This is a genomic window from Actinoplanes sp. TBRC 11911 (genome assembly GCF_012933445.1).
Classification (GTDB): domain Bacteria; phylum Actinomycetota; class Actinomycetes; order Mycobacteriales; family Micromonosporaceae; genus Actinoplanes.
In genome coordinates this window covers 100,205-124,512 of the sequence record NZ_JABBNC010000024.1, presented here as the reverse complement: position 1 = coordinate 124,512, position 24,308 = coordinate 100,205, and the positions used below count along the sequence as shown (strand labels likewise).

Below are 24,308 nucleotides of genomic sequence, written 5' to 3'. Positions count from 1 at the left end.
GAGGGGGACCGGGCATCGTCCTGTCGCCGGACGGGTACGCGTCACGTCGAACCGAACCGGCCGGATCGGTGTAGAAGTGTGTGCAGGACCGACGGCGAGAGGCTTGGGCGCGGATGAAGAGACGGGTGAGCCCCGACGAGGAGCTGATGACCGCCCTCTACACCGAGCATTATGCGGTCCTGCTCAGCTTCATCCTTCGTTACGTACGCGACCGGCACCGCGCCGAGGATCTGGTGCAGGAGACGTTGCTGCGGGCCTGGAAACACATCGACCACCTGGACACCGAGACCGGCCGCACCCGCTCCTACCTGCTGACCATCGCGCGCAACGTGGTGACCAACGCCTGGCGGGCGGAGCAGCGCCGGCCGCATCTGGTGGCCGACGAGAACGCGGTCAACTCGGTGCCGGAAGCCGACAACGTCGACCAGATGGTCGAGGGCTGGCTGGTCGCCGAGGCGCTGGGCCGGCTTTCCGGCGAGCACCAGGACGTGGTGCGCGCCATGTATTTCGAGGGACAGAGCGTCGCCGACACGGCACGCAAGCTGGCCATTCCGGAGGGCACCGTGAAATCCCGCGCCTACTACGCGGTGCGCGCCCTGCGGGCAGTGTTCGAAGAGATGGGAGTACTGCGGTGAGCGCCGAGCACGAGGAGATGCGCCGCCTGCTCGGCGGCTATCTGCTCGGTGGGCTGGACGAACCGGACACCGACCGGCTCGACGCCCACTTGCGCGACTGCGACGAGTGCCGGGACGAGCTCGACGTGCTCTCCCCGGTGCCCGAATTGCTCCGCCGGCTACCCGAAGCGCAGCGATCATCGGATTCCGCGACGGCCCGCCCGCTGGTCAGCATGTCGGCGCGGCCCAGCCCGGAGAACATCGAGGGTCTGCTGCGGCGGATGCGGGCCGAGCGCCGCAAGGACCGCCGGACCGCCGGCGTGCGGTGGCTGGCCGCCGCGGCGGTGGTGCTGATCGCCGCCGTGATCGGGTTCGGGGTCATCCAGAACAGCCGGCAGTCGTCGCCGCCGGAGGCGGTGCCGAGCCCACAGCTCATCACCGCCCAGTTCGAGCCGTCGCAGGGCAGCGGGATGACCGGGGAGGCGCAGCTCACCGGAAAGGTGTGGGGAGTCTCGGTCTCGGTCGAGGTGACCAAGCTGCGCGGCGAGGGCCCGTTCCGCTGCGAGATGCGCAACATGGAGGGTGACGTCGAGCAGGCGGCGGCCTGGGGTCCGACCCCGTCCGGCAACGCCAAGGTGATCGGGGCCACCTGGTTCCAGCTCAGCGACGTCAGCTCGGTGAGCATCGCCGACTACGAGGGCCACGTGTTAGGGACGGCGAAGTTCGACTAGCCGGGCGACATCCCAGCGCGACGACATCGAGGAGTAGAGCTGCCGGGCCTCGTCCGGCCGGTCCCCGCCGAGCACCGCCGCGTCCTCCAGGGCCGCTGCCAGCTCGACCACCCGGCCGACCTTGCGGTAGTGCCGCGCGGCGGCGCGGGCCGGGCCGGGGTCGCCGTGCAGCAGCGCCTGGCAGCGCAGGTTCGCCGCGTACGCGCGGGCCGGCCGCACCTCCTTGGCGGCCTCGCCGGCGCAGATCGCGGCGGCCCGCTCGGCGATGTCCGGGCGGGACCGGCGCCGGGCCAGCCGCAGCACGTCCGGCAGCCACTGGTGGCGCAGCATCATCGGCGCGTACGACGGGTGCAGCAACGGCTCGAGCAGTTCGAGCGCCTCGGCGTCGCGCCCCCGCTGCTCGGCCGCGAGCGCCCGGGCGACCAGCAGGAAGTCGCAGTTCTCCCGTTCCGCCTCGCTGGCCGGCACCGCGTCGGCCGCGTCCAGGTGCACCGCCGCCAGGTCGCGGGCGTCGCGGTGCAGCGCGATCAGGGCCGCGACGCCGTGCAGCAGCATGGTGACCGCACCCGGTTCGCGCCGCCCGTGGAAGGTGATGCCGGGGCTGTCCTCGGTCACCCCGCCCACCTCGGTCAGTGCCTCGTCCCAGCGGCCCAGCCAGAAGTCCTGCACCGCGGTGGTCACCTGCAGGCCGGCCGGGGCTTCGCGCAACGTCTGCTGCGCCTCGTCCAGCCGATCCAGGTTCTGCAGCGAGAAGAGCCGGTTGTCGAGCAGGTCGAAGTAGGTGTCGGCCAGCGCCGGATCGTCCCGGACCACGTCCAGCGCCCGATCCACGTGTTCCAGCGCACGCTCGTGGTCGCGGCGGATCGAACTGGTCAGCCAGATCGTCTGCAGGGCGAAGGCGGTCTCGTACGGCTGAGCGGCGGCGACCGCCTCGGCGTACACGACGCGCGCGTTGCGCTCGGCCCGGTCGAGGTCGTCCAGGCTGCCGCGGCGGAAGTTGGCCACCAGCACCCGATGCCGGGACCGCCAGATCGTCGGCACCGCGGCATCGTCGACCGCCTCGCGCAGCATCCCCACCGCGTCGGCCTCGCGGCCCCCGCGATACCACATGGTGGCGAGCAACTGGCGCATCTCGGCCCGGTCGGCCGGATCGGTGGCCAGCGCCATCGCCTCCTCGGCCTCGGTCAGCAGGAAACGGTCCCGGCGGAACTCCAGGCGCACCAGCGCGACCAGCAGCATGCCGCGCTGCGCCGCGGACGGCAGGCTGGTGCGCAGCGTCCGGCGGATCAGGTCGGCGGCGATCTGCGGCGCCCGGCGCACCACCTCGGTGTGGTGCGCCAGCAGCCAGTTCAGCACCCAGGAGTCGACCACCGGGGTCTGCGCGTTGAGTTGCTCGGCGACCCGGGTGACCGGGCTGCCGCCGGCCGCCAGCACCTCGGCCGCGTGCCGGTGCAGCCCGGCGCGCAGGGCCGGCGGAATGCTCTCGGCCAGCGCCTCACGCAGGAACGGATGCCGGAAGGCCAGGTCGGTGCCGCTGTCCACCAGCACGCTCGCGGTCAGCGCCTCCTCCAGCGCGCCGACCAGGTCCAGCGCCGAGCGGCCGGTGACCGCCACGACCTCGCTCACCGAGAACTCCGAGCCGAGCAGCGCGGCCAGCCGCAGAACCTCACGCGTCTCCGGCCGGAGCAGGTCGATCGTGGTCTGGACCGCGTCCAGCAGGGTCGGCGGCGGGTCGACCGTGACGTCCGGGCCGACCTCGGCATCCTTGATCGCCTGCTGCCGGAGCAGGGCCGCGATCAGCTCACGCGCGTAGAGCGGATTGCCGCCCGAACGCCCGACCAGCGCCCGCAGATTGGCCCCGGGCGGGGCGCCGACCAGCGAGGTCACCAGCCGGTCCAGTTCGGCCGGACCGAGCGGGCCCAGACGCAGCGGCGGGCCGTGCAGTGGCGTGGTCTCCGGCCGGGCCGCCGCGACCAGCAGCAACGGCAGCCGGGCACGCAGCGCGAGCAGCCGCTCCCAGACCCGGACGGTCGCGGTGTCCGCCCACTGCATGTCGTCCACGATCAGGATCAGCGGGGCCGACGCACACGCCTGCCGTACACCCGCGACGATCTGATCTTCAGCAAACTCAGCCTCGGCCACCGCGGGCTCGGCGATCGGGCTACGCGGCCGGCGCGACGCCGTCTCCAGACCCAAGGCCCGGGAAAGGACCTGCAGCGGTACGCCCGAGCCCAGCTGATCGGCCGCACCCCAGGCGACCCGGCAGCCGAACGCCGCGGCATCGCCGAACGCGTGGGTCAGCAGCTCGGTCTTCCCGATCCCGGCCTCCCCCTCGATCCACACCGCGCCGCCGGTGCCACCCGCGACCTGACGCACCAGATCACGAAGAAGAGCGATTTCCCGCGTACGCCCGAGCGAGTCCCGCCCCGCCAGCCCGTCCCGCAGAGCCTTCGCGATGGGGGTGGGCACCACCGTGCGCGACGGCTCCGGAACCGACCCGGCCAGCACCCGCCGCTGCAGCGCCCGCAACGCCGGACCCGGCTCGATGCCCAGCTCGGTGACCAGCGTGCGGCGCGCCGCCCGGAACACCTCCAGCGCCTCGGCGTGCCGGCCCGCCCGGTGCAGCGCCCGCATCAGCAACTCGTGCAGCGGCTCGTGTAGGGGATGGTCCTGGACCAGCCCGGTCAGCTCGGCGATCAGCGCGTCGTCGTCGCCGGAGTCCAGCCGGATCCGGGCCCGCTGCTCGGCGGCGGCCAGCCGCAGCTCGGCCAGCCGCTGCCGGTCCAGCTCGAGAAACGGCCCGGCCAGGGTGGCGTACGCGTCCCCGTGCCAAAGGTCCAGCGCCGCGTCGAGCCGGCGCACCGCGGCCCGCGGATCCGGCGACTCGGCCGCCGCGGACCGCAACCGCTGGAACCGGGCCGAGTCCAGCTCGGCCGGATCGAGCCGCAGCACGTAACCACCGGCGGCGGTGCCCAGCATGTTCGCCGCCAGCGCCCGGCGCAGCCCGGAAACGTACGTGTAAACGCTGCCCACCGCGGTGGCCGGCGGCGAGTCGCCCCAGATGGCGGTGATCAGCTCGTCCCGCCCGACCGGCCGTCCGGTGTGGGCGGCGAGGACGGCGAACACCGCGCGCTGCCGGGCCGCACCCAGATCGATCTCGTGGTCGCCGACCCAGGCGCGCACCGGCCCGAGCACGTTGACGCGCAAGACGTTCGCCACGCGGCCTCCCGGGTCGATGTCTGTCAACTTCACGGGAGACGGACCGGGTGTCAATGGATAACACAAAGCGGATGGACGGGCACCGTTGCGCCGGGACGCCTTCCCACGCATCGAGACATCTGATCAACTGGTCTATCGGCCGCGCGCCGGCGATGAAGGATCCCTGAAGGTTCTGTGAAGAACCGTTCCCGACACTGCTCGCATGGAACAGATCCGGATCGCGGTTCAGGCGATGGACCCGGTGAGCCATGCCGGACTCGTCGCCCTGTTGCAGTTCCGACCCGACTTCACCGTGTTGCGCACCAGCCAGCGCAACGACGCCGACGTGCTGGTCGTCGCCGCCGAACGGCTCAGCACCGACGTGGTCGCGGCGTTGCGCCGGGCCCTCGGCGACGTCGGCGCCCCGGTCGTGCTGGTGACCCAGGAGATCACCGAGGCCGACCTGCTCGTCGCCGTCGAGTGCCGGGTGGTGGCGATCCTGCCGCGCGGCGCGGTGACCGCCGAACGGCTCGCGCACAGCGTCCGGGCGGCCGCCGCCGGGGGTGGGGTGCTACCGCCCAATCTGGTCGGTGAGCTGCTCAAGCACGTCGAGCGGATGCAGCGGGAGATGCTCGCGCCGCGCAACGGTTCGGGGCTGAGCCCGCGCGAGATCGACGTGCTCCGGCTGATGGCGGACGGCTTCGACACCAACGAGATCGCCGGGAAGCTCTGCTACTCGGAGCGCACGGTGAAGAACGTGATCTACGGGGTCACGCATCGCTTGAAGCTGCGCAACCGGTCGCACGCGGTGGCGTACGCGCTCAGGGCTGGGATGATTTGACGGTTTCCGTCTCGCGCGGGTGCACCGGCGGCGCACACGGGTCGCAGAACGACTTGACCGGCGACTTCGACGGTAAACGCGTCGGCACCAGGATCGCCGCCACGACACCACCGGCCACCATCAGCGCGGCGCAGAGCAGCATCGAGTTGCGGTAGACCGGATGCAGCTGGTTCGCGTCGGTGAGCTCGCCCGCGCCCAGCCCGGCGGCGAGCGGCAGGACGGCGACCGCGAGCAGGCCGGCCGCCCGGGCCACCGCGTTGTTGACCCCGGAGGCGATGCCGGCGAACGCGTCCGGGAGGGAGCCGAGCGCGGTCGCGGTCAACGGCGCGACCAGAGCGGCCAGGCCCAGGCCGAAGATGATCACGGGCGGAAGGACGTCGGTCGCGTACGAGGCGCCGGGTCCGATCATCGCCATCCAGGCGAGCGCGACCGCACAGATCAACGGGCCCACGGTCATCGGGATGCGCGGCCCGATCCGCTGCCCGAGCATGCCCGAGCGGGCGGACAGCCCCAGCATGATGAGCGTGATCGGCAGTAACGCGATCCCGGCGATCAGCGGGCTGTACCCGGCCACCACCTGAAGGTTGAGCACGACCAGGAAGAAGACGCCGCCGTTGGCCGCGTAGACCAGGAAGGTGACCACGTTGGCGCCGGTGAACGCCCGGGTCTTGAAGACGTTCAGCGGCAGCATCGGATGCGGCGACCGGTGCTCGTTCCAGACGAAGGCGACCATGCCGAGCACGCCGATGGCGAGCGCGGCCACCACCATCGGATCGCCCGGGCCGTTCGCGGTCCACGCGGTGAAGCCGTAGGTGAGCCCGGCCAGGCCGACCGCCCCGGTCACCACCCCGATCACGTCGAGCTTCTGCGCCGCGTCCGGATTCTTCGACTCCGGCACGTGCCGGGCGGTCACCCAGAGCACCGCGGCGGCGAGCGGCACGTTGATCAGGAAGATGTAGCGCCAGCTCGCGGCCTCGACGATCCAGCCGCCGAGGAACGGGCCGAGCGCGCCGCCGATGCCGCCGAGGCCGGACCAGGCGCCGATCGCGCGGGAGCGGTCCTCCGGGACGAACGACGCCTCCAGGATGGCGAGCGCGCCCGGGGTGAGCAGGGCGCCGCCGATGCCCTGCAGGATGCGGGCGCCCACCAGGAACTCCACGTTCGGGGCGAGGCCGCAGAGCAGCGACGCCGCCGCGAACCAGGCCACGCCGAGCAGATAGATCCGCTTACGGCCGAAACGGTCGCCGAGCGAGCCGCCGAGCAGGATCAGGGCGGCGAGGCTCAACGCGTACCCGTTGATGGTCCACTGCAGCCCCGCGGAACCGGCGTCGAGGCCGCGGCCGATCATCGGCAGCGCGATGTTGACCACCGTGGAGTCGATGAAGGCCAGGCTGGAGCCGAGCACCGTAGCGAAGAGCACCCAGCGGCCGGCCGCGGTGCGATAGCGGACCCCATCCATGCCGATGACAGTACGCCGCACCGATCATGCGATCCGACGAGCCGATCTCCCCTTTTGCGTGTCCCTCACCTCATCGATGATGCGCACGTACGTTCTCATCATCGGGTTTGAGCGCGTACGTTCTCAGGCTGTTCTCTGAGCGCGTACGTGCGCAACTGATACGATGTGCATGTACGTGCACAAAATAGGAGGTGACATGCGGCTGTTGAATGCCCGAGACCTGGGTCTTTACGTGCGCAGCCGACGCCGCGAAGTCGGTCTTAACCAGTCGGAAGCCGCACGCCGAGCGGGAGTGAGTCGTCGCTGGCTGTCCGATTTCGAGTCCGGCAAGCCGACTGCGGAGGTGGGCCTGGTAATCCAGCTGATCTCCGCCCTCGGCCTGTCCTTCGAGGTCGGCGTCGCCCCCGAACCGGAGATCGATCTCGACGCCTATCTGCGCGCGGTGGGTGGACCATCATGACGACCGCCATGATCGTTCTGCTCGGTGGCAGGCACGTGGGTGAGCTGCGCCAAGGCAAGGGCGGAAAGCTAACGCTTACCTATGATTCCGACTATCGATTGGCGGCCGACGCTCTCCCGCTGTCATTGTCGATGCCGCTCGCCGTTGCCGAGCACGACGACCCCGTCATCCGTGCCTTCTGCCAGGGACTTCTCCCGGACAACGAAGCCGTCCTGGACCGTTGGGGCCGCGAGTTTCAAGTGTCGTCGGGGAATCCGTTCGCGCTGCTGAGCCACGTGGGAGAGGACTGCGCCGGGGCTGTCCAGTTCGCGTTGCCCGATCGTGTGGAGGGTCTACTCGCCCGGACCGGATCGGTCGCGTGGCTCACCGAGGAGGGTGTGGCCGAACGATTGAGGGCGCTCCGCCGTGATCCGTCGGCGTGGCATCTGGCCGGCACGGGCCAGTTCAGCCTGGCGGGTGCGCAGGCAAAAACGGCACTCCACCACGATGCGTCGACCGGCCGTTGGGGCGATCCGTCCGGTGCGATACCGACCACACACATTCTTAAGCCGGCCATCGCCGGGCTTGACGACCACGACCTGAACGAGCACCTGTGTCTACAGGCCGCCCGCAGCGTCGGAATATTAGCGGCCTCGTCCCGGGTGCTGTCCTTCGCGGGCGAGCGCGCCGTCGTCGTCGATCGCTACGACCGTTTCCCCGGTGGCAGCGGAATCGTACGACGCCTCCACCAGGAAGATATGTGCCAGACCTTGGGGATTCCGCCGGCGACGAAATACCAGAGCGAAGGCGGCCCGACACCCGAGCAGATCATCAGGCTGATGCGCGACACCATCAGGCCGCCGACCGTGGCGGATCTCGACATCGAGCGGTTCGTGGATGCGCTGGCCCTCAACTGGATCATCGCCGGCACAGACGCCCACGCGAAGAACTTCTCGCTGCTGCTCACCGCCGATCAGATCCGGCTCGCGCCTTTGTATGACGTGGCGAGCAGTCTGCCGTACGACGAGATGTATCTGCCGCGGCTGCGGCTGGCCATGAAGATCGGCTCGGAGTATCGGGTCGAGGGGATAACCGGGCGCCACTGGCGGGCCTTCGCGGAGCGAAATCGGCTTGACCCGGACCGTACGGTCGAGCGGGTGGACCGGCTGGCGGAGCGCCTGCCCGCGGCATTCCGCGCGGCCGCCGACGATGCGACGGTCAAGGCTCTCGACTCAGAGCTGCCGGATCGCCTCGCCGGTCGCGTCGCCGAGCATGCCGAGAAGTGCCGGCGCGCGTTGGAGGTGCGTTGATCAGGGTGGCTCGGGCCGCGGACGTGGCGGTTATGCGGCTGATCGAGGTGGCGGCCGGGCGGGCGTTCGCGGACGTCGGGATGGACAAGGTCGCCGGCGATGAGGCGCTGCCCGCGGCCGAGCTGCTCGCATACCAGCGGGACGGGCGCGCCTGGGTGGCCACCGACGCGAACGAGCAGGTCGTCGCGTATCTCATCGCGCTCTGGGTGGACCAGGTCGTGCACATCGAGCAGGTCTCGGTGCATCCCGGGTACGCCCGCCGGGGCATCGGCGCCGCCCTCATCGAGCACGTGGCCGGGTGGGCGAGGGAGCGGGGATCCGCCGCCCTCACCCTCACCACGTTCGCCGAGGTGGCCTGGAACGCGCCCTACTACGAGCGGCTCGGTTTCCGGCGGCTCACCGAGGACGAGCTGACGCCGGGGCTGCGGGCGATCCGGGCCGAGGAGGCCGCGCACGGCCTCGACGAATGGCCCCGGCTGGGCATGCGACGCGAGCTATAAGGCCGCCCGCATCCGTTCCAAGCCCAGCAACGCGTCGGCCACCCGCTCCACCCCGCGGCCGTCCACCGCCGCCCACGCTTTCGCCGCCAGCGACGTGCGCAGGTCGGCGTCGGTCAGCAGCTCGCGCAGCGTCGTCAACGAGTCGTCGCTCAGGTGGCCGAGCTGCCCGATGCCGGCCGCGTACCCGCGCGCAATAGTCCGGTCGTACCCGAGGATCTGGTTGTCCACCACCCAGACCAGCGCGGACGGCAGGCCCAGGCAGAGCAGCTCCCAGGTCGACGTGCCGCTGGCGCTGACCGCGAGGTCGGCCTCGGCGAGCAGCTTCGGCAGGTCGTCGGTCGGCGCGATGATCTCGAAGCGCTGGCCCGCCGACGGCGTGATCGCGCTCAGCTCGCGGCGCAGCTCCTCGGTCGCCCCGACGATCGTGGCCTCGAACGGCACCCCGGTCCGGGCGAGCAGTGCGGCGACCTGCGGTGCGGCATGGTAGGCGTCGGTGCCGCCGAAAAAGGCCACGACCTTGGGCGTACGCGTCGCGGAGTGCACCGGCGCCGAAAGCGGCCGCAACTGGCGCACCGAGCCGCGCAGCAGGGCGTAGTCGAGCCCGGCCAGACCCAGCGCCCCGGGGACCTCGATGTGCGCGTCGAGGTTCTGGTCGACGTAGATGTCGGCGGTCTGCCCGCGGAACTCACCGTCCACGATGGCCAGTACCGGCCGGCCGGTCTTGCGGACCGCCACCGTGTGCTGCGACGGCAACGTGTACGAGTCGACGACGAGCGCGTCCAGCCGGAGCCGCTCGGCGGCGGCGACCAGGCCGACCGGGTCGAACGGCGCCGGGTTCCACGGGAGTCCCCGCTGGGTGAGCTGCGCCTCGGCCCACTCCACGCCGCCGAGGTCGGCCAGGAAGCGCACGCCGACGCCGCGCGCCACCAGTTCCTCGGCCAGTGCCACACAACGAACGAGATGCCCGACGCCGGTGCGGGGACCGGCATCGCAGCGGATTCCGACCACTGTCACGCCGGGCCCGCCCCCGCGCGTGTGGTGTTTGCCTGGTTCATGCTTGGACGAGTGCCTTCTGCAGTACGTGTGCGTTCAGTTCGATGAGATCCGGGCGCCCGTCCAGGAAACCGGCCAGCGCGCGGATCGAGACCGGCTCGTCGCCGAACCGCTCGACGATGGCCTCCATCAGCTTCCAGTCGTCCTGCGTGTCGAGCGTGAGCCGCAGGTGCGACAGGTCGGGCTGCAGGGTCAGCCCGAGCACGTCGAACTCCTCGGAGTGCGTGTAGATGTATGACGTCACGTGGGTGCGGTGATGGTCGGTGGCGAGCGCGTCGATCATGCGGAGCACCGGCGTGCGCACCACCTCGACGTCGAGACCCAGCGGAAGCGTACGGCTGAGGGAAGTTGTCATGTAGTCCGCGCCGGACGCCGTGAACACCTGGTGGACCCGGGTGATCAGCTCGGGGTCGAGCATCGGGCTGTCCGCGGTGAAACGCATGACCACGTCGCTGTCGATGTCGTCGAGCACGCCGAGGAACCGGGCCAGCACGTCGTCGACCGGGCCGCGGTACACCGGTACGCCGATGGCCTCGCACTCGGCGACCACCGCGTCGTCCGCCGCCTCGACGGTCGTGGCCACCACGAGCTCGTCCAGCACGCCGCTGGCCCGCGCGGCCCGGACCACCCGGGCGAGCACCGTCCCGCCGCCGAGCTGGCGCAACACCTTGCCGGGCAGCCGCGAGGAATTTATGCGGGCCTGGATTATGCCGAGGGTCGTCATGAAAGTCCTTTACGGAGGCGATTGCGGACCTTGCGGGCTACGCCGTAGCTGATCTTGGCGGCGCGGAAACCCACCGTGCCGCTGAACGCGGCGGTCTGCAGGCGAAGTTTACGAAGTTCTCTGTCCCGGCGTTCGATCTCACGTTCGAACCATTGCGCACGTGACGCGGCGTCCGCCACCTGCCTGCGCAGTGCTCGCAGCTGCTCGTCGTGCTCGCGCCGCGAATCGGGGAGCGGCTCGTCCTCAGCGGGCGAAATGTCCGCGATGACCCCGGGCTGCCCGGCCGCGCCGTGCAGTAAAGAAGTAAGCGTCGCCACGTCGGTCGCGGCCGGCCATGGGTGGGCGTACCCGCCGCCGAGCAGCGTATGCGCGAACTGGCGCAGCACGTCGCCCTGCGCCGGGACGGTCGGGTCGAGCACCGCGTACGCGTCGCCGTGCACCACCACGTTGTCGGCAGCCGAGCGCGGCAAAGCGGTCATCCATCCGGCGAGCAACCGGCGTACCAATGGCAGGTCGTGCCGCAGGCAGGCGGTGAGCAGCAGTTCCTCGAGGAGCCGTCCGGCCGGCAGCGGCCCGGTCGCCGCGGTCGTCTCGCGATCGGGATCCTCGCGGACCAGCCGGCGCACCCACGTGCCGGTCTCGTCCGCGGCCAGCTCGACCACGGGACCGTCGCCGAACAGCACCGCGGGCAGGTTCAGCGTGGCCATCGGCCGTGGCGCCCGGTGCGCGACGACCAGCCAGCCGGCCGCCAGTTCCGCGCCGAGACCCCCGCGCACGGCCGCGGCGGCGAGCCGGCGCGGATCACTGAGCACTTCGCGGTTCGCGTACGCCCGGCCGACCGCACCCGCGGTCGCCGCTGCCAAGGCGTCGACCGGGCCGTTGCGCAGCGCGCTCGGGGTGGCGATCAACGTCGGCGCCGCCGGGAACGGCCAGAGCGTGCCGAGCCAGTCGACCGCCAGGCCCTCGGTCACGAGCCGCTCGGCCAGCCGGGTCGGGTTGCCCGGTTTGGTGTCGAACTCGCCGAGCGGCAACCAGTCGCCGTCGCCCTGCGCGGCGGTGGCGCTGGACGGGTCGACCAGCCGGTGGGCGCCCAGCTCGTTCTCCACCGCGAGCAGCAGCGTGCCGCCCGGTCGCAGCGTCTTGTGCAGCGACTGAAGGCTTTCCACCCAGTCGAGCTGCGGTCCCTCGACCGAGCAGAGCCGGCGCACGCCGTCGAGCGCGACCACGATGTCGTACCGGTCGGTGTCGGTGACCTTGGCGAGGGTGCCGCACAGGACGGACAGCCCGCGGGTGTCCAGCTCGATCGCCCGCGGCTGGGAGCGCACCAGCACGGTCAGCCGGGTGCGCGCGGCCAGGGCGTCGATGAGGCCGTCGTCGTGCGGGCCGGCCACGAGCACGCGCGCGCCGGCCGGGACCAGCCCGGCAATGTACTCGAACAGGGCGCCACCGACCGGGAGCCGATCCTCGACCCAGTCCGGCATCTCCCCGCCGATCATCTGGATCACGCGGAGCCTCCCGGCGCGGCCCAGCCGAGCATGACCCGGGCCTCGGCGGGCGACGCTACGTAGTCGGCGCCCAGCTCGGACATCGCCGAAGCGTACGCGGCCTGCTGGTCGAGGTGTTTGCCATGCAGCTCCGGCCAGTTCCGCCGGATGCGCTCGGCCGTCGGAACGTGCTCCTTGTCCAAATACATCGGGTCACCGTAGACCGCGGGCTCACACCCCGCCGCAACGCCGTGGAAGATGGCGCTGCTCAGCCGATTGGACGCCACCCGCTTGTGTTTGCGCAGCTCAGCGAGCTGTTTGTGGAGAAACTTGGCGTCTGTGTCGCGCCACTGATACCCACGGTAGCCGTGCGAGATGACGCGTCCGGCCTGCTCGTACCACGCCCGGACCCGGTCGTTGCGGAACTCGTTCCAGTACAGGCAGATGGTCAGCGGGCCCGGCTCGGTCTCCCGGATCTCGTCGATCAGCCGCTGGTGGTCGCCCTGGACCTGCTGGCCCTCCCAGCCGTGGAACGGATACCAGATGGTGCCCTCGCGCACCGCCTTCGCGGGCTCCGGCTCGGCGAACCGCAACAGGTAGAGGAAGGGCGCCCCGATGACGGTCGCCTGCCGGCGGCCCATCGACCAGGCGCGGCGCCGGGTCTGCTCGGACCACACGAAGATCGGACGGCCCGGGACGTACGGCGTACCGATGCCGAGACCGTCCACCACGTTCCAGCCGTGTTGCAGGTACCCGTCGATCCGCGGCGGATCGGCCGGGTCGAGTCCGCAATACTCGGCCATGATGTGGGCGTGGCCGTAGAAGTGGTTGGCGTGGTGCACCCGCTAGCTCCCGAGGATTTTGCGCAGCTCCTCCACGACACGATCCTGGTCGGCGTGGGAGAGGTCGGCGAAGAGCGGCAATGACAGCTCTTCAGCGTAGAACGCCTCCGCGACCGGACACATACCGCGACGGTATCCGAGGTCCTCGTACGCCGGGTGCCAGTACACCGGGATGTAATTGACCTGCACGCCGATGCCGGCCGCGCGTAGCCGGTCGTACACCTCGCGCCGCCGCCCGTCGAGCACCCGGATCGGGTAGAGGTGGCGCATCGGGTCCACGCCCTCGCGCTGGATCGGCAGCCGCAGCCCCGGCACGTCGGCCAGCAGCTCGTCGTACCGCGCGGTCAGGGCCTGGCGGCGCGCCTTGAACTCGGGCAGCCGCAGCAGCTGCGAGCTGCCGAGCGCGCAGAGCAGGTCGGGCAGGCGGTAGTTCTGGCCGAACTCGGGCACCTCGTAGAACCAGCCGCCCTCGTCCTGGTGCCGCATCCGGCCCGGGTCGCGCACCATGCCGACCCCGCGGAACGTACGCGCCCGCTCGAGCAGCTCCGGCCGCATCGACGCGACCGCACCGCCCTCGGCCGTGGTCAGGTTCTTCGTCGGGAAGAACGAGAAGGTGGTGAGGTCGGCGAGCGTGCCGACGGGCCGGCCGTGGTACGTCGAGCCGATCGCGTGCGCGGCGTCGCCCAGGAGCACCGCGCCGACCCGCTCGGAGATCTTGCGGAGCGCGTCGTACTCGGCCGGGTGCCCGGCGTAGTCGACGGCCGCGATCGCCTTCGTCCGCGGACCGGCGACCGCCTCGACCGCGGCCGGGTCCAGGTTGGCCGTTTCGTCCTCGATGTCGGCGAAAACCACGGTGGCGCCCAGCATGGTGGCCGTCGAGGCGGTGGCCACGAAGGTCATCGGGGTGGTGACCACCTCGTCGCCGGCCTTGACCCCGGCCGCCGCGTACGCGGTGTGCAGCGCCGTCGAGCCGTTGGTCACGGTGACCGCCGGAGCGCCCGCGACCGCCTCGATGTCCGCCTCGAACTGGGCGACCCGGGGACCGGTGGTGAGCCAGTCGCTGTGCAGGGCGGCGACGACCGCCTCGACGTCCGAGTTGTCGATGGACTGCCGTCCGTAGGGCAGCATCAGTTGTCCCCGAGCAGCGCGCGCATCTCTTCCACGCTCAGCCACAGGTCGTTGTTGTCCGAGCGGTAGTTGAACCCGTCGGCGACCTCCTCGCCACCGGTCGGCGTCTCGTAGCCCCAGCTCGCCACCACGGGCTGCACCACGTAGCGGTCGGGGAAGCGCAGCGTGCGGCGGCTGTCGTCGGCGGCGATCATCTCCTCGTGCAGCTTCTCGCCCGGCCGCACGCCCACCTCGTGGGTCGCCGAGTCCGGCGCGACGGCCTCGACCAGGTCGAGGATGCGCATGCTGGGGATGCGCGGCACGAACAGCTCGCCGCCCTGCATCACGTCGAACGAGTCGACCACGAACTTCACCGCTTGCGGGAGCGTGATCCAGAAGCGGGTCATCCGCTTGTCGGTGATCGGCAGGCTCTTGCCCTCGGCGGCGAGCTTGCGGAACAGCGGGACGACCGAGCCGCGGCTGCCCATCACGTTGCCGTAGCGGACCACCGCGAGACGGGTCGGGTGGGTCGCCGCGTAGTGGTTGCCGGCGATGAAGAGCTTGTCCGCGACGAGCTTCGTGGCGCCGTACAGGTTGATCGGGCTCGACGCCTTGTCGGTCGACAAGGCCACGACCCTCTTGACGCCCGCGTTGATCGCGGCGTCGATCACGTTCTGCGACCCGTTGATATTCGTGGCGACGAATTCGGAGGGGTTGTATTCCGCGGTGTCGACCTGCTTGAGGGCGGCCGCGTGCACCACGTAGTCGACCTGGTGCATCGCCCGCTCGAGGCGCCGCGAGTCGCGGATGTCGCCCAGGAAGAAGCGCAGGCGGGGGTCGTCGCCGAACATCTGCCGGACTTCGTACTGCTTCAGCTCGTCCCGGGAGAAGACGACAATCCGCTGCGGGTCCAGGTTGTCGAGGGCGTAGTTCAGGAAGGCCTTACCGAAGGAACCGGTCGCTCCGGTGACCAGGATCGACGATCCGCTGAGTACAGACACTTGATGTTCTCCCGGGGGGTGGGCAGAAGGCAGTTCGAGCCGAGACGATAACAAGCTCACCTGGCGCTTCGAGAGCCAACACAAAACGGCAACCGGCATTAACCTGCGGTTCAGCTAACATTAGCCGCGACGTCCGAGGTCTCGATGATCTTTGGAGTCCTCTGTCCACCACCCCTTTGGAGCTGTCCCGTGACTGAACTGCAGAGACTGCGTGATGCGTTCCGCACCGCATTGGATCTTCCGGCGGACGCTCCCGTGGACGACCTGCGGTACCAGGACAACGAGAAGTGGGATTCGCTCGCTCACATGTCCTTGATCGCCGCTATCGAGGACGAGTTCGGCGTGATGATCGACACAGACGACGTAATCAATATGTCCAGCTTCGCCGAGGCCGTGCGGATTCTCGGCAAGTACGGGGTGACCATCGATGGCTGACCGGGTGGCCCTGGTCACAGGCGCCTCCCGGGGGATCGGCCGGGCCACCGCCACGCGTCTCGCCGAGCGGGGTCACGACCTGGTGCTGCACGGCCACAGCGCGGACGGCGTTGCGAGCGTCGCCACCGAGCTCGCCGACAAGTTCGGGGTGACCGTGGTGACCGGCGCCGGCGACATCGCCGAGCCGGAGACCAGCAAGAACCTGATGCGGCTCGCGTTCGAGAACTTCAAGCGGCTGGACGCCCTGGTGGTCAACGCCGGGACACACAGCGCCGGGCTGCTCGGGATGACCGACGACGCGAGCATCGCGCGCCTGTTCGCGGTGAACGCGGCCGGTGCGGCGTACACGCTGCGTGGTGCGGTTCGGCTGCTGGCCCGGGGGCGTACGCCGGCGGTGGTCCTGTTGTCGTCGGTGACCGCGACCTACGGCCTGGCCGGGCAGTCGATCTACGCGGCGTCCAAGGGCGCCGTGACGGCCCTGGCCAAGTCGGCCGCCAAGGAGCTCGGGCCGCAGGGCATCCGGGTGAACGCGGTGGCGCCCGGCTTCCACACCACCGACATGCTCGACACGCTCGACGAGAAGGGCCGGGCCGAGCGCATCGCCGCGACCCCGCTGCGCCGTCTGGGCGACGCCGACGAGGTGGCCGACGTGATCGTGTTTCTCCTCTCCGAGCAGGCCCGGTTCGTGACCGGCCAGGTGCTCGGGGTCGATGGGGGCATTTCGCTGTGAATCTGCTTCATCCGGGCGCGCGCGTGATCGACGCCGCGACCGGCGAGACGCTGACCGAGGAAATGATCGAGGCGGCCGCGGCATCGTTGCCCGCCGGCGTCGTCTTCCTGCCCTTCGAGACCACCGTCGGCGCGATCGCGCGGTACCTGGCGGCGCTGCGGCTGGGCCGGCCCGTCGTGCTCCTCGACCCGGACGCCGACCACTCGGCCTTGATCGAGCGTTTCACCACCACGTCGGTGCACCCCGACCTCGCGGTCCTGCTGACCACCAGCGGTTCGACCGGTAACCCGAAGCTTGTCCGCCTCGCCGCGGACGCGGTGCGGGCGAACGCCGAGCAGATCGCCGACGTCCTGCGGATCGGCCCGGATGACGTGGCGATCACGACGCTCCCGCTGTTCTACTCGTACGGGATGTCGGTGCTGAACTCGCATCTGCTGCGCGGTGCCACGCTCGTCCTGGAGCGTACCGGCATCATGCAGCGCGACTTCTGGACCGCGGTGACCGAGCACGAGGTCACGTCGATGGCCTTCGTCCCGTACCAGTACGAGATGCTGCGCCGGCTGCGGTTCGACCCGGCGAAGTACCCGGCGCTGCGCAACCTCACCCAGGCCGGCGGCCGGCTGCGCACCGACCGGGTCACCGAGTTCGCCGAGCGGATGGCAGCGGCGGGCGGCCGGCTGTTCGTCATGTACGGCCAGACCGAGGCCGCGCCGCGGATGGCCACGCTGCCCCCGGAACGGCTCGACGAGAAGCTCGGCTCGGTCGGCCAGGCGTTGCCGGGCGGCTCCTTCGCGATCGAGGACGACGAGGTCGTCTACCGCGGTCCCAACGTCATGATGGGCTACGCGGACACCGCCGCCGACCTGGCCAAGGGCGACGAGCAGGGCGGCGTGCTGCGCACCGGCGACCTGGGCCGGCTCGACGAGGAGGGCTTCCTCTACCTCACCGGCCGCACCAAGCGGATGGGCAAGGTCTTCGGCGTCCGGATCAACCTGGACGACGTGGAGAAGAACTTCCCGGTGGCCGCGGTGGCCGGCGACGACAAGCTCAACGTCTTCGCCGAGGGCGCGTCGGACGACGAGGTCCGCGACCTCCGCACCAAGATCGCCGAATGGCTCGGCACGCATTTCAGCGGGGTTTCGGTGCGTAGTGTGGACGCACTGCCGCTGCTGCCCAACGGCAAGATCGACTACCGCGCCCTGGAGGCGTCGCTGTGAGTGTCTTCACCCTTCCGCAGGCGGCGAAGGAGGAGGCTCTGCTCAAGGAGCTCTCCGCGCTGGTCGAGCACCATCGTGAGCACTGCGAGCCGTACGACCGCATCCTGGCCGCCTCCGGCTACGAACCGGCCACCTCGGTGGCCGGCCTGCCCTGGCTGCCGGTCCGCCTGTTCAAGAACCTCGAGCTCAAGAGCATCCCGGACGACGAGGTCTTCAAGGTGCTGACGTCCAGCGGCACCACCGGCGAGGTCAGCAAGATCTACCTCGACAAGGCGGCCGCCGCGACGCAGACCAAGCAGCTCGGCGCCACCGTGCAGTCGGTGCTCGGGCCCAAGCGGCTGCCGATGCTGCTGGTCGACACCAAGGCGATGCTCAAGGACCGCCGCTCGTTCAGCGCGCGCGGCGCCGGCGTGCTCGGCATGGCCACCTTCGGCCGCGACCACGTGTGGGCGCTGGACGGCGAGGGGCACGTCGACGTCGACGCGATCCGGGAGTTCCTCGCCAAGCACGGCGGCGAGCCGTTCCTGATCTTCGGGTTCACCTACATGGTGTGGCTGCACCTCTACGAGGTGGCGCTGGCCCAGGGGCTCGATCTCAGCAACGGCATCCTGATCCACTCCGGCGGCTGGAAGAAGCTGATCGACCAGGCCGTGTCGCCGGACGAGTTCCGGACCAGGCTGGCCGGCGTGGGCCTGACCCGCACGCACAACTTCTACGGCATGGTCGAGCAGATCGGCACGATCTTCCTGGAGGGACCGTCCGGCGGTTCGCTCTACTGCCCGGACTTCGCCGACGTGGTGATCCGCGACCCGGAGACGTGGGAAGAGCTACCGCCCGGCAAACCCGGCCTGATCGAGGTGGTGAGCACGCTGCCCACCTCGTACCCGGGGCACGTGCTGCTCACCGAGGACCTCGGCGTGGTGCACGGCATCGACGACGGCGACTGGCCCGGCAAGCGCTTCTCGGTGCTCGGCCGGCTCCCCCGGGCCGAGGCCCGGGGCTGCTCGGACACGTACAAGGAGGCCGCATGATCCGGTATCGCTTCGGCGTCGAGGGCGACCTGACCGCGCCGTCCGACGACCGGCTGGCCGTCGGCGACCCCCGGGTCGTCGACTTCCTCACCAAGCTGGCCCGCAAGCTGCTCGCGCCCGCCGTCGCCCGGCGGCACCCGGAGCTGGGCTCGCTCGGCTTCTTCCTGCGCCCGGCCGAGCTGCACCGCGCGATCGCCCGCATGCAGCACCCGGACGCGCTGGTCTTCCCGCGCGGCAACGTCTTCCACGTGCCGCCGGCGAACGTGGACACCATCTTCGTGTACTCGTGGGCGCTCTCCGCGCTGGCCGGCAACCACAACGTCGTGCGCATCTCGGAGCGCTCGGCGGTCGCGGCCGACACCATCCTGGAAGCGCTCAACGAGGTGCTCGCCGATGCCGACCCGGTGATCGCCCGGACCCAGCGGATGATCACGTACGGCCGGGACGACGCCGTGACCGCGGCGCTGAGCCAGTGGTGCGACCTGCGGGTGATCTGGGGTGGCGACAACGCGATCAACTCGATCCGCAAGCAACCGCTGCGTCCGTCCGCGCGCGACATGACCTTCGCCGACCGCACCTCCTGGGCCGCCATCTCGGCGGACGGGTGGCGTGCGGCCTCCCCGAAGGCCCGGCGCGACGCCGTGGTCGGGTTCAGCAACGACTCCTACTGGTTCGACCAGGCCGCCTGCTCGTCCCCGCGCACAGTCTTCCTGGTCGGTTCGGAGACCGGTGACGTCCGCGAGCAGTTCGTCGAGCTGCTGCTGGACGTGGTCGACCAGCGCGGCTGGGCGGTCGACGCGTCGATGGCGGTGGAGAAACGGGTGAACGCGTACGAGCTGGCCGCCACCGGCGCCGTCTCGGCGATCGACTTCCCGGCCAACACCGTCACGTCGCTGTCGCTCACCGCGGTCCCGCAGGCGCCGCGGTACTGGATCGGCGCGGGCGCGTTCCCGTTCGCCGAGGTCGGCTCGCTGCTCGACCTGGTGCCGGCGATGAACCGGCAGGACCAGACGTTCGCGCACTTCGGGTTCCAGCCGGACGAGTTGCGGGAGTTCGCGTTAGCGCTCGGCGGTCGCGGGGTGGACCGGATCGTTCCGCTCGGGTCGGCCCTGACATTCGGCGCGATCTGGGACGGGTACGACCTGCCGCGTGAATTTACGCGCCTTACTACGCTCGCCGCGTGACGACGACGGTCCTTTCCGCCGAACCGGCTGAGGCACAGGTTCCCAGGCGTAAGAAGACCCAGCTCTTCCCCAGGATTCTTCCCTGGATCGTGCCCGCGGCGCTCGCCGTGGGCGGTCTCGTGCAGACCGACACCCCGATCCCCGATATCGCGCTCTACGTGCTCTATCTCGGCCTGGGCGTCGTGCTGCCCGGCACCCTGGTGCACCGCGCGTTGCGCGGCAGCCGCGGCAACTGGCCCGAGGACCTCGGCCTGGGCGCCGCGACCGGCCTGCTCGTCATGCTCGTCGGCTGGGCCCTGGCGGCCGCCACCGGACTGCAGGCGCTGCTGCCCGGCTGGCCGCTGCTGATTCTGGTGCTCTTCGCCGCGGTGCCGAGGCTGCGCGGTCACTGGCGGATCGCCGAGCCGGAGCCGCTGCCGGTGCGCTGGTCCTGGATCATGGCCGGTGGCCTCGTGGTGGTCGTGGTGATCATCTACACGTGGTGGCGGTCCAATCCGCTGCCGCCGGTCACCGCGGTCTACTACCAGGACCTGATGTACCACCTCGCGCTCGTGCACGAGATGACCAGGTCGATGCCGTTCCAGGTGCCGCAGCTGGCCGGGAACACGCTGCGCTACACGTATCTCGCCGACGCCGACATGGCCGTCGGCAGCATGGTCACCCGGATCGACCCGTCCGTCGTGCTGTTCCGGCTCTGGATCCTGCCGGTCGCCGCGACCGCGGTCTTCGTCGCCGCGGTGCTCGCCCGGGATCTGGCCGGCAAATGGTGGGCCGGCGCGCTCGGCGGGGTGGTCGCGATCCTCGGGCGACCCCTCGTGCTGGGTGCTCCGGTCGGCCCGGCCGGTGGCGGCACGCCGCTGGTCCTGCTCAGCCCGTCCCAGGTCTACGCGCTCCCGCTGGTCGGCCTTCTCGTGCTGCTCGCGGTCGACCTCGTCCGCGGTCGCAGGTTGCGGTGGGCCTGGCTCCTGGTCGGCCCGCTGGCGCTGGCCTGCGCCGGCGCGAAATCGAGTGCGTTGCCACCCGTGGTCGCCGGCATGCTGGTGGTCACCGTCATGCTGTGGTTCAAGCACCGGGAGCGGTTCGCCGGTGCGCTCACGTTCCTCGGTGTCGTCGCGGCGGCGACGGTGCTGCAGACGAAGCTCTTCGCGGGCGGCGGTGCCAGCGTCCTGGGCCTGCAGCCGTTCGCCCTGCTCAACGGGTTCGCGCCGTACAAGGCCACGATCGGCTACCAGGACAAGATCGACGGAAGCCGGTTCCTCCCGTTCGGGGTGGCCAACGCGTCCGCGGCCGGTCTGGTGTTCATCGCGGGTATCACCGTGTGGTGCATGCTCATGCAAGGCCCGCGCCTGCTCTCGCTCGCCGCCATCGGCACCCGGCGCACCCGCGGCGAGCCCGCCGCCTGGCTGCTGGCCGGTATGACGTTGTCCGGGCTCGGGGCCGCCTGGCTGCTCTGGCACCCGTCGCTCAGCCAGGCCTACTTCTTCATCGGGGTGATCCCGTTCGCCACGGTCGGCACCGTCTGGCTGCTCGCCGACCACGAACGAGGGTGGCGGCCGGTGGTGGCCGGTCTGCTGGCCGGCGGGTTGTGGTCCGCGCTCGCGCCACCGGTGGCGATCCCGCCGCACAAGGTGGTGTCCTGGGCGTGGGCGCTGACCTGGCCGCTCCTACGGACCGCGCTGCTGGCCGCCGTGGTGATCGCGATCGGCCTCGCGGTCTGGCGGTTCGCCACCAAGCGGATGGCGTGGCGGGCGATCCCGATCGCGCTGCTCGCCGCCGTGGTCGGCGCCGGCCTGGGCAGCGGTTTCGACCAGCGCGTCCAGGACGGTTACCGGGCGCTCACCAACCCGCCGCCGACGCCCAACAAACCCGCCAGCGAGGTGACCGGCGCCGAGATGACCGCCGCGCTCTGGCTGCAGAAGCATTCCGGCGACGACGACGTGATCGCCACCAACGTGCACTGCGTCGCCATCTCCTCGCCGGACCTCTGCGACGCGCGGGCGTTCTGGGTGAGCGGGCTCAGCGGCCGCCGCGCGGTGGTCGAGAGCTGGGGTTACACCGACCAGGCGGTGGCGCAGGACGGCGTGAACGGGCAGCGCTACAACTTCCAGCCCGCTCCCGAACAGCCCGTGTACCAGCTCAACCAGCGGGTCTTCCAGAGTGCGCGGGCGGCCGACGTCGCCGAGCTGCGTCGGCAGTTCAACGTGCGGTGGCTCTTCGCGGACCAGCGGGCCACCGGCGGCGTCTCGCCCGACCTGGGCAAGGTCGCGACCGCGCGTTTCTCCGACGGCCCGGTGACCGTGTACCAGCTGCCGTAGGGTTGTTCGCCCGGCCTAGGGTCGGGTTAACCCTACTGTCGATCGGGCGGTCAGCGGGATCGGATGGGAGGACGCCGATGCCTAGCGTCAAAGGCATGACAACCCAGGCCACCGCCCCGTACGCCCCCGCACCGGCCCTGCGCGTTATCCGCCGGCTCGGCATCGACACCCAATACGTGCTGGTCGGCTTCCCGCTAGGCATCGTCGCGAACGTACTCTTCATGACCGCGTTCTGGTTGGGCGTGGGCACCGCCATCATCTGGGTGGGCATTCCGATCCTGGTCGGCACCCTGTTCATGGCGCGCGGCTTCGCGATCTTCGAGCGCGCCCGGATCGGCCCGGTCTTCGGCTACAAGATGCAGCATCCGTACTACAAGAAACGCCCCGAGGGCGACCTGATGCGGCGGATGTTCGTCCCGTTCACCGACGGGCAGACCTGGCTCGACCTGCTGCACGGCATGTTCCGGTTCATCCCCAGCACCATCTCGTTCGCGTTCGTGGTGACCTGGTGGGCGGGCACGCTCGGCGGCCTCACCTGGGGCCTGTGGGGCTGGACGGTCCCGAACGGCCCGAACGACCAGGACCTGCCGGACCTGCTCGGACTGAACGGCGACTACGGCACCCGCGTCTTCTTCTACCTGGCCGTCGGCATCTTCTTCCTGGGCACGCTCTACCCGGTGGTGCGGGGTGCGGCGCTGCTCGAGGCGTACTTCGCCAGGGGTCTGCTCAGCGGCATGAACGAGTTGCGCGAGCAGGTGGCCGAGGCCAACGCGGCCCGCGAGGTGGCCCAGGCGCAGAAGGCCGCCGCCGTCTCCGCCGAGGCGACCGCGCTGCGCCGGCTCGAACGCGACATCCACGACGGGCCGCAGCAACGACTGGTCCGGCTCGCGATGGACCTGGGCCGTGCCGAGCAGCAGTTCGCCACCGACCCGGAAGCCGCCCGCGCCACCGTCAAGGAAGCCCTCGAACAGACCCGCGAGACGCTCGACGAACTCCGCGCGCTGTCCCGCGGCATCGCCCCGCCGATCCTGGTCGACCGGGGCCTGCAGGCGGCGCTGACCGCCCTGGCCGGACGCTGCACCATCCCGGTCGACCTGGAGGCCCCGGTCACCGAGCGGCTGGAACCGACCCTCGAGTCGACGGCCTACTTCGTGGTCGCCGAGGCGCTCACCAACGTCGCCAAGCACAGCCACGCCAATGAGGTCCAGGTCACCGTCGAGCGCCTCGCGGCCGGCCTGATGATCACCGTGGCCGACGACGGCGTCGGCGGGGCCAGCCTGGCCAAGGGCCACGGACTCGCCGGGCTGGACGACCGGGTCCGGGCCGCCGGCGGGGTCCTGCACGTGGACAGCCCGGGCGGCGCGGGCACACGGCTCACGGCCGCATTGCCGATCTGACACCATGGCCGCATGCGGGTGGTGATTGCCGACGACGCGGTGCTGTTGCGCGAGGGACTGGTCCGGCTCGTCGAAGAGAACGGTCATGCGGTGGTGGCCGTTGTCGGCGACGGGCCTTCCCTCGTCGACGCGATCGTCGAACACCGGCCCGACGTGTCCATCGTGGACGTACGGATGCCGCCCTCACACACCGACGAGGGCCTGCGCGCCGCGGTCGAGGCCCGCAGCCGGGTGCCCGGCAGCCCGATCCTGGTGCTTTCGCAGTACGTCGAGGTCTCGTACGCCGACGATCTGCTGGCCGACCGCCTGGGCGCGGTCGGCTATCTGCTGAAGGACCGGGTCTCGCAGATCGCCGACTTCCTGGACGCGCTGACCCGCGTCGCCGGCGGCGGCACCGTTCTCGACCCCGAGGTGGTCAGCCAGCTGCTGGTCCGCCGCCGCCGCGACGACCCGCTGCGCAACCTCACCCCGCGCGAGCGCGAGGTGCTGGCCTACATGGCCGAGGGCCTGACGAACGCCGCGATCGCGCGCAAGATGGTCATCACCGACGGCGCGGTCGAGAAGCACGTGCGCAACATCTTCACCAAGCTCAACCTGTTCCAGGACGAGGAACAGCACCGCCGGGTGCTGGCCGTGCTGGCCTACCTCCAGGGATAGTAGTGCTACCCCTACCACGGATACGGGAGTCTGCGGTAT

General features: G+C 70.7%; 22 protein-coding genes. 14 read left to right on the top strand and 8 right to left on the bottom strand.

The window, feature by feature from the left end; all coding sequences use genetic code 11:
• Positions 1 to 125: 125 nt before the first annotated feature.
• Both HH310_RS28205 and HH310_RS28200 read left to right on the top strand, forming a co-directional pair.
• Positions 126 to 635 carry a sigma-70 family RNA polymerase sigma factor gene (locus HH310_RS28205; RefSeq protein ID WP_312034373.1) on the top strand — a complete coding sequence of 170 codons (510 nt, stop codon included), beginning with the start codon at positions 126 to 128 and terminating at the stop codon, positions 633 to 635.
• The gene (locus tag HH310_RS28200; RefSeq protein WP_169178692.1) at positions 632 to 1,345 is read left to right on the top strand and encodes a zf-HC2 domain-containing protein; all 714 of its coding nucleotides are present in this window, start codon (positions 632 to 634) and stop codon (positions 1,343 to 1,345) included. The genes HH310_RS28205 and HH310_RS28200 overlap by 4 nt, the downstream gene beginning before the upstream one ends.
• On the opposite strand, the gene HH310_RS28195 is transcribed toward HH310_RS28200, so the two are convergent.
• The gene (locus HH310_RS28195) at positions 1,322 to 4,564 is read right to left on the bottom strand and encodes a BTAD domain-containing putative transcriptional regulator (protein ID WP_169178691.1); all 3,243 of its coding nucleotides are present in this window, start codon (positions 4,562 to 4,564) and stop codon (positions 1,322 to 1,324) included. The genes HH310_RS28200 and HH310_RS28195 overlap by 24 nt on opposite strands.
• Positions 4,565 to 4,766: 202 nt before the next feature.
• Between HH310_RS28195 and HH310_RS28190 the strand changes: the two genes are divergently transcribed.
• Positions 4,767 to 5,384, top strand: a complete 618-nt coding sequence (locus HH310_RS28190; RefSeq protein ID WP_169178690.1) for a response regulator transcription factor — start codon at positions 4,767 to 4,769, stop codon at positions 5,382 to 5,384.
• Here HH310_RS28190 and HH310_RS28185 read toward each other — a convergent pair.
• Positions 5,365 to 6,843 (bottom strand): DHA2 family efflux MFS transporter permease subunit, encoded by a 1,479-nt coding sequence (locus HH310_RS28185; RefSeq protein WP_169178689.1) that lies wholly within the window; start codon positions 6,841 to 6,843, stop codon positions 5,365 to 5,367. The genes HH310_RS28190 and HH310_RS28185 overlap by 20 nt on opposite strands.
• A gap of 196 nt (positions 6,844 to 7,039) precedes the next feature.
• Here HH310_RS28185 and HH310_RS28180 point away from each other — a divergent pair, with 196 nt between their 5' ends.
• The 3 genes from HH310_RS28180 to HH310_RS28170 are packed head-to-tail and all read left to right on the top strand — an operon-like array spanning position 7,040 to position 9,092.
• Positions 7,040 to 7,303 (top strand): helix-turn-helix domain-containing protein, encoded by a 264-nt coding sequence (locus HH310_RS28180; protein WP_211192708.1) that lies wholly within the window; start codon positions 7,040 to 7,042, stop codon positions 7,301 to 7,303.
• Positions 7,300 to 8,592 carry a type II toxin-antitoxin system HipA family toxin gene (locus tag HH310_RS28175; RefSeq protein WP_169178688.1) on the top strand — a complete coding sequence of 431 codons (1,293 nt, stop codon included), beginning with the start codon at positions 7,300 to 7,302 and terminating at the stop codon, positions 8,590 to 8,592. The genes HH310_RS28180 and HH310_RS28175 overlap by 4 nt, the downstream gene beginning before the upstream one ends.
• Complete coding sequence (locus tag HH310_RS28170; RefSeq protein WP_169178687.1) at positions 8,589 to 9,092, top strand: GNAT family N-acetyltransferase; 504 nt, start codon at positions 8,589 to 8,591, stop codon at positions 9,090 to 9,092. The genes HH310_RS28175 and HH310_RS28170 overlap by 4 nt, the downstream gene beginning before the upstream one ends.
• On the opposite strand, the gene HH310_RS28165 is transcribed toward HH310_RS28170, so the two are convergent.
• The 6 genes from HH310_RS28165 to pseB are packed head-to-tail and all read right to left on the bottom strand — an operon-like array spanning position 9,087 to position 15,303.
• Complete coding sequence (locus HH310_RS28165) at positions 9,087 to 10,106, bottom strand: PseG/SpsG family protein (RefSeq protein ID WP_169178686.1); 1,020 nt, start codon at positions 10,104 to 10,106, stop codon at positions 9,087 to 9,089. The two genes, HH310_RS28170 and HH310_RS28165, sit on opposite strands and share 6 nt — an antisense overlap.
• Before the next feature lie 37 nt (positions 10,107 to 10,143).
• A complete protein-coding gene (locus HH310_RS28160; protein WP_169178685.1) occupies positions 10,144 to 10,869 on the bottom strand; it encodes a cytidylyltransferase domain-containing protein in 726 nt (241 codons plus the stop codon).
• Positions 10,866 to 12,365, bottom strand: a complete 1,500-nt coding sequence (locus tag HH310_RS28155) for a hypothetical protein (protein ID WP_211192726.1) — start codon at positions 12,363 to 12,365, stop codon at positions 10,866 to 10,868. Before HH310_RS28155 ends, HH310_RS28160 begins: the two co-directional genes overlap by 4 nt.
• Positions 12,366 to 12,370: 5 nt before the next feature.
• Complete coding sequence (locus HH310_RS28150) at positions 12,371 to 13,195, bottom strand: hypothetical protein (RefSeq protein ID WP_169178683.1); 825 nt, start codon at positions 13,193 to 13,195, stop codon at positions 12,371 to 12,373.
• Positions 13,196 to 13,198: 3 nt separating this feature from the next.
• A complete protein-coding gene (locus HH310_RS28145; RefSeq protein WP_169178682.1) occupies positions 13,199 to 14,323 on the bottom strand; it encodes a DegT/DnrJ/EryC1/StrS aminotransferase family protein in 1,125 nt (374 codons plus the stop codon).
• A complete protein-coding gene (gene pseB, locus HH310_RS28140) occupies positions 14,323 to 15,303 on the bottom strand; it encodes a UDP-N-acetylglucosamine 4,6-dehydratase (inverting) (protein WP_169178681.1) in 981 nt (326 codons plus the stop codon). The genes HH310_RS28145 and pseB overlap by 1 nt, the downstream gene beginning before the upstream one ends.
• 189 nt (positions 15,304 to 15,492) lie before the next feature.
• On the opposite strand from pseB, the gene HH310_RS28135 reads away from it, so the two are divergent.
• The 8 genes from HH310_RS28135 (at position 15,493) to HH310_RS28100 (ending at position 24,269) form a co-directional block, all read left to right on the top strand.
• A complete protein-coding gene (locus HH310_RS28135; RefSeq protein ID WP_312034370.1) occupies positions 15,493 to 15,738 on the top strand; it encodes an acyl carrier protein in 246 nt (81 codons plus the stop codon).
• Positions 15,731 to 16,468 carry an SDR family NAD(P)-dependent oxidoreductase gene (locus tag HH310_RS28130; RefSeq protein WP_169178679.1) on the top strand — a complete coding sequence of 246 codons (738 nt, stop codon included), beginning with the start codon at positions 15,731 to 15,733 and terminating at the stop codon, positions 16,466 to 16,468. Before HH310_RS28135 ends, HH310_RS28130 begins: the two co-directional genes overlap by 8 nt.
• Positions 16,465 to 17,685 (top strand): AMP-binding protein, encoded by a 1,221-nt coding sequence (locus HH310_RS28125; protein ID WP_312034369.1) that lies wholly within the window; start codon positions 16,465 to 16,467, stop codon positions 17,683 to 17,685. Before HH310_RS28130 ends, HH310_RS28125 begins: the two co-directional genes overlap by 4 nt.
• Positions 17,682 to 18,716 carry an acyl-protein synthetase gene (locus HH310_RS28120; RefSeq protein WP_169178678.1) on the top strand — a complete coding sequence of 345 codons (1,035 nt, stop codon included), beginning with the start codon at positions 17,682 to 17,684 and terminating at the stop codon, positions 18,714 to 18,716. Before HH310_RS28125 ends, HH310_RS28120 begins: the two co-directional genes overlap by 4 nt.
• Complete coding sequence (locus tag HH310_RS28115; protein WP_169178677.1) at positions 18,713 to 19,900, top strand: acyl-CoA reductase; 1,188 nt, start codon at positions 18,713 to 18,715, stop codon at positions 19,898 to 19,900. The genes HH310_RS28120 and HH310_RS28115 overlap by 4 nt, the downstream gene beginning before the upstream one ends.
• Positions 19,897 to 22,215: a hypothetical protein gene (locus tag HH310_RS28110; RefSeq protein WP_169178676.1), complete on the top strand. Its 2,319-nt coding sequence runs from the start codon at positions 19,897 to 19,899 to the stop codon at positions 22,213 to 22,215. The genes HH310_RS28115 and HH310_RS28110 overlap by 4 nt, the downstream gene beginning before the upstream one ends.
• 95 nt (positions 22,216 to 22,310) lie before the next feature.
• A complete protein-coding gene (locus HH310_RS28105) occupies positions 22,311 to 23,612 on the top strand; it encodes a sensor histidine kinase (RefSeq protein WP_169178675.1) in 1,302 nt (433 codons plus the stop codon).
• A 12-nt stretch (positions 23,613 to 23,624) separates the two neighbouring features.
• On the top strand, positions 23,625 to 24,269 hold the full coding sequence (locus tag HH310_RS28100) for a response regulator transcription factor (RefSeq protein ID WP_169178674.1): 645 nt from the start codon (positions 23,625 to 23,627) through the stop codon (positions 24,267 to 24,269).
• The last annotated feature ends 39 nt before the right edge of the window (positions 24,270 to 24,308 follow it).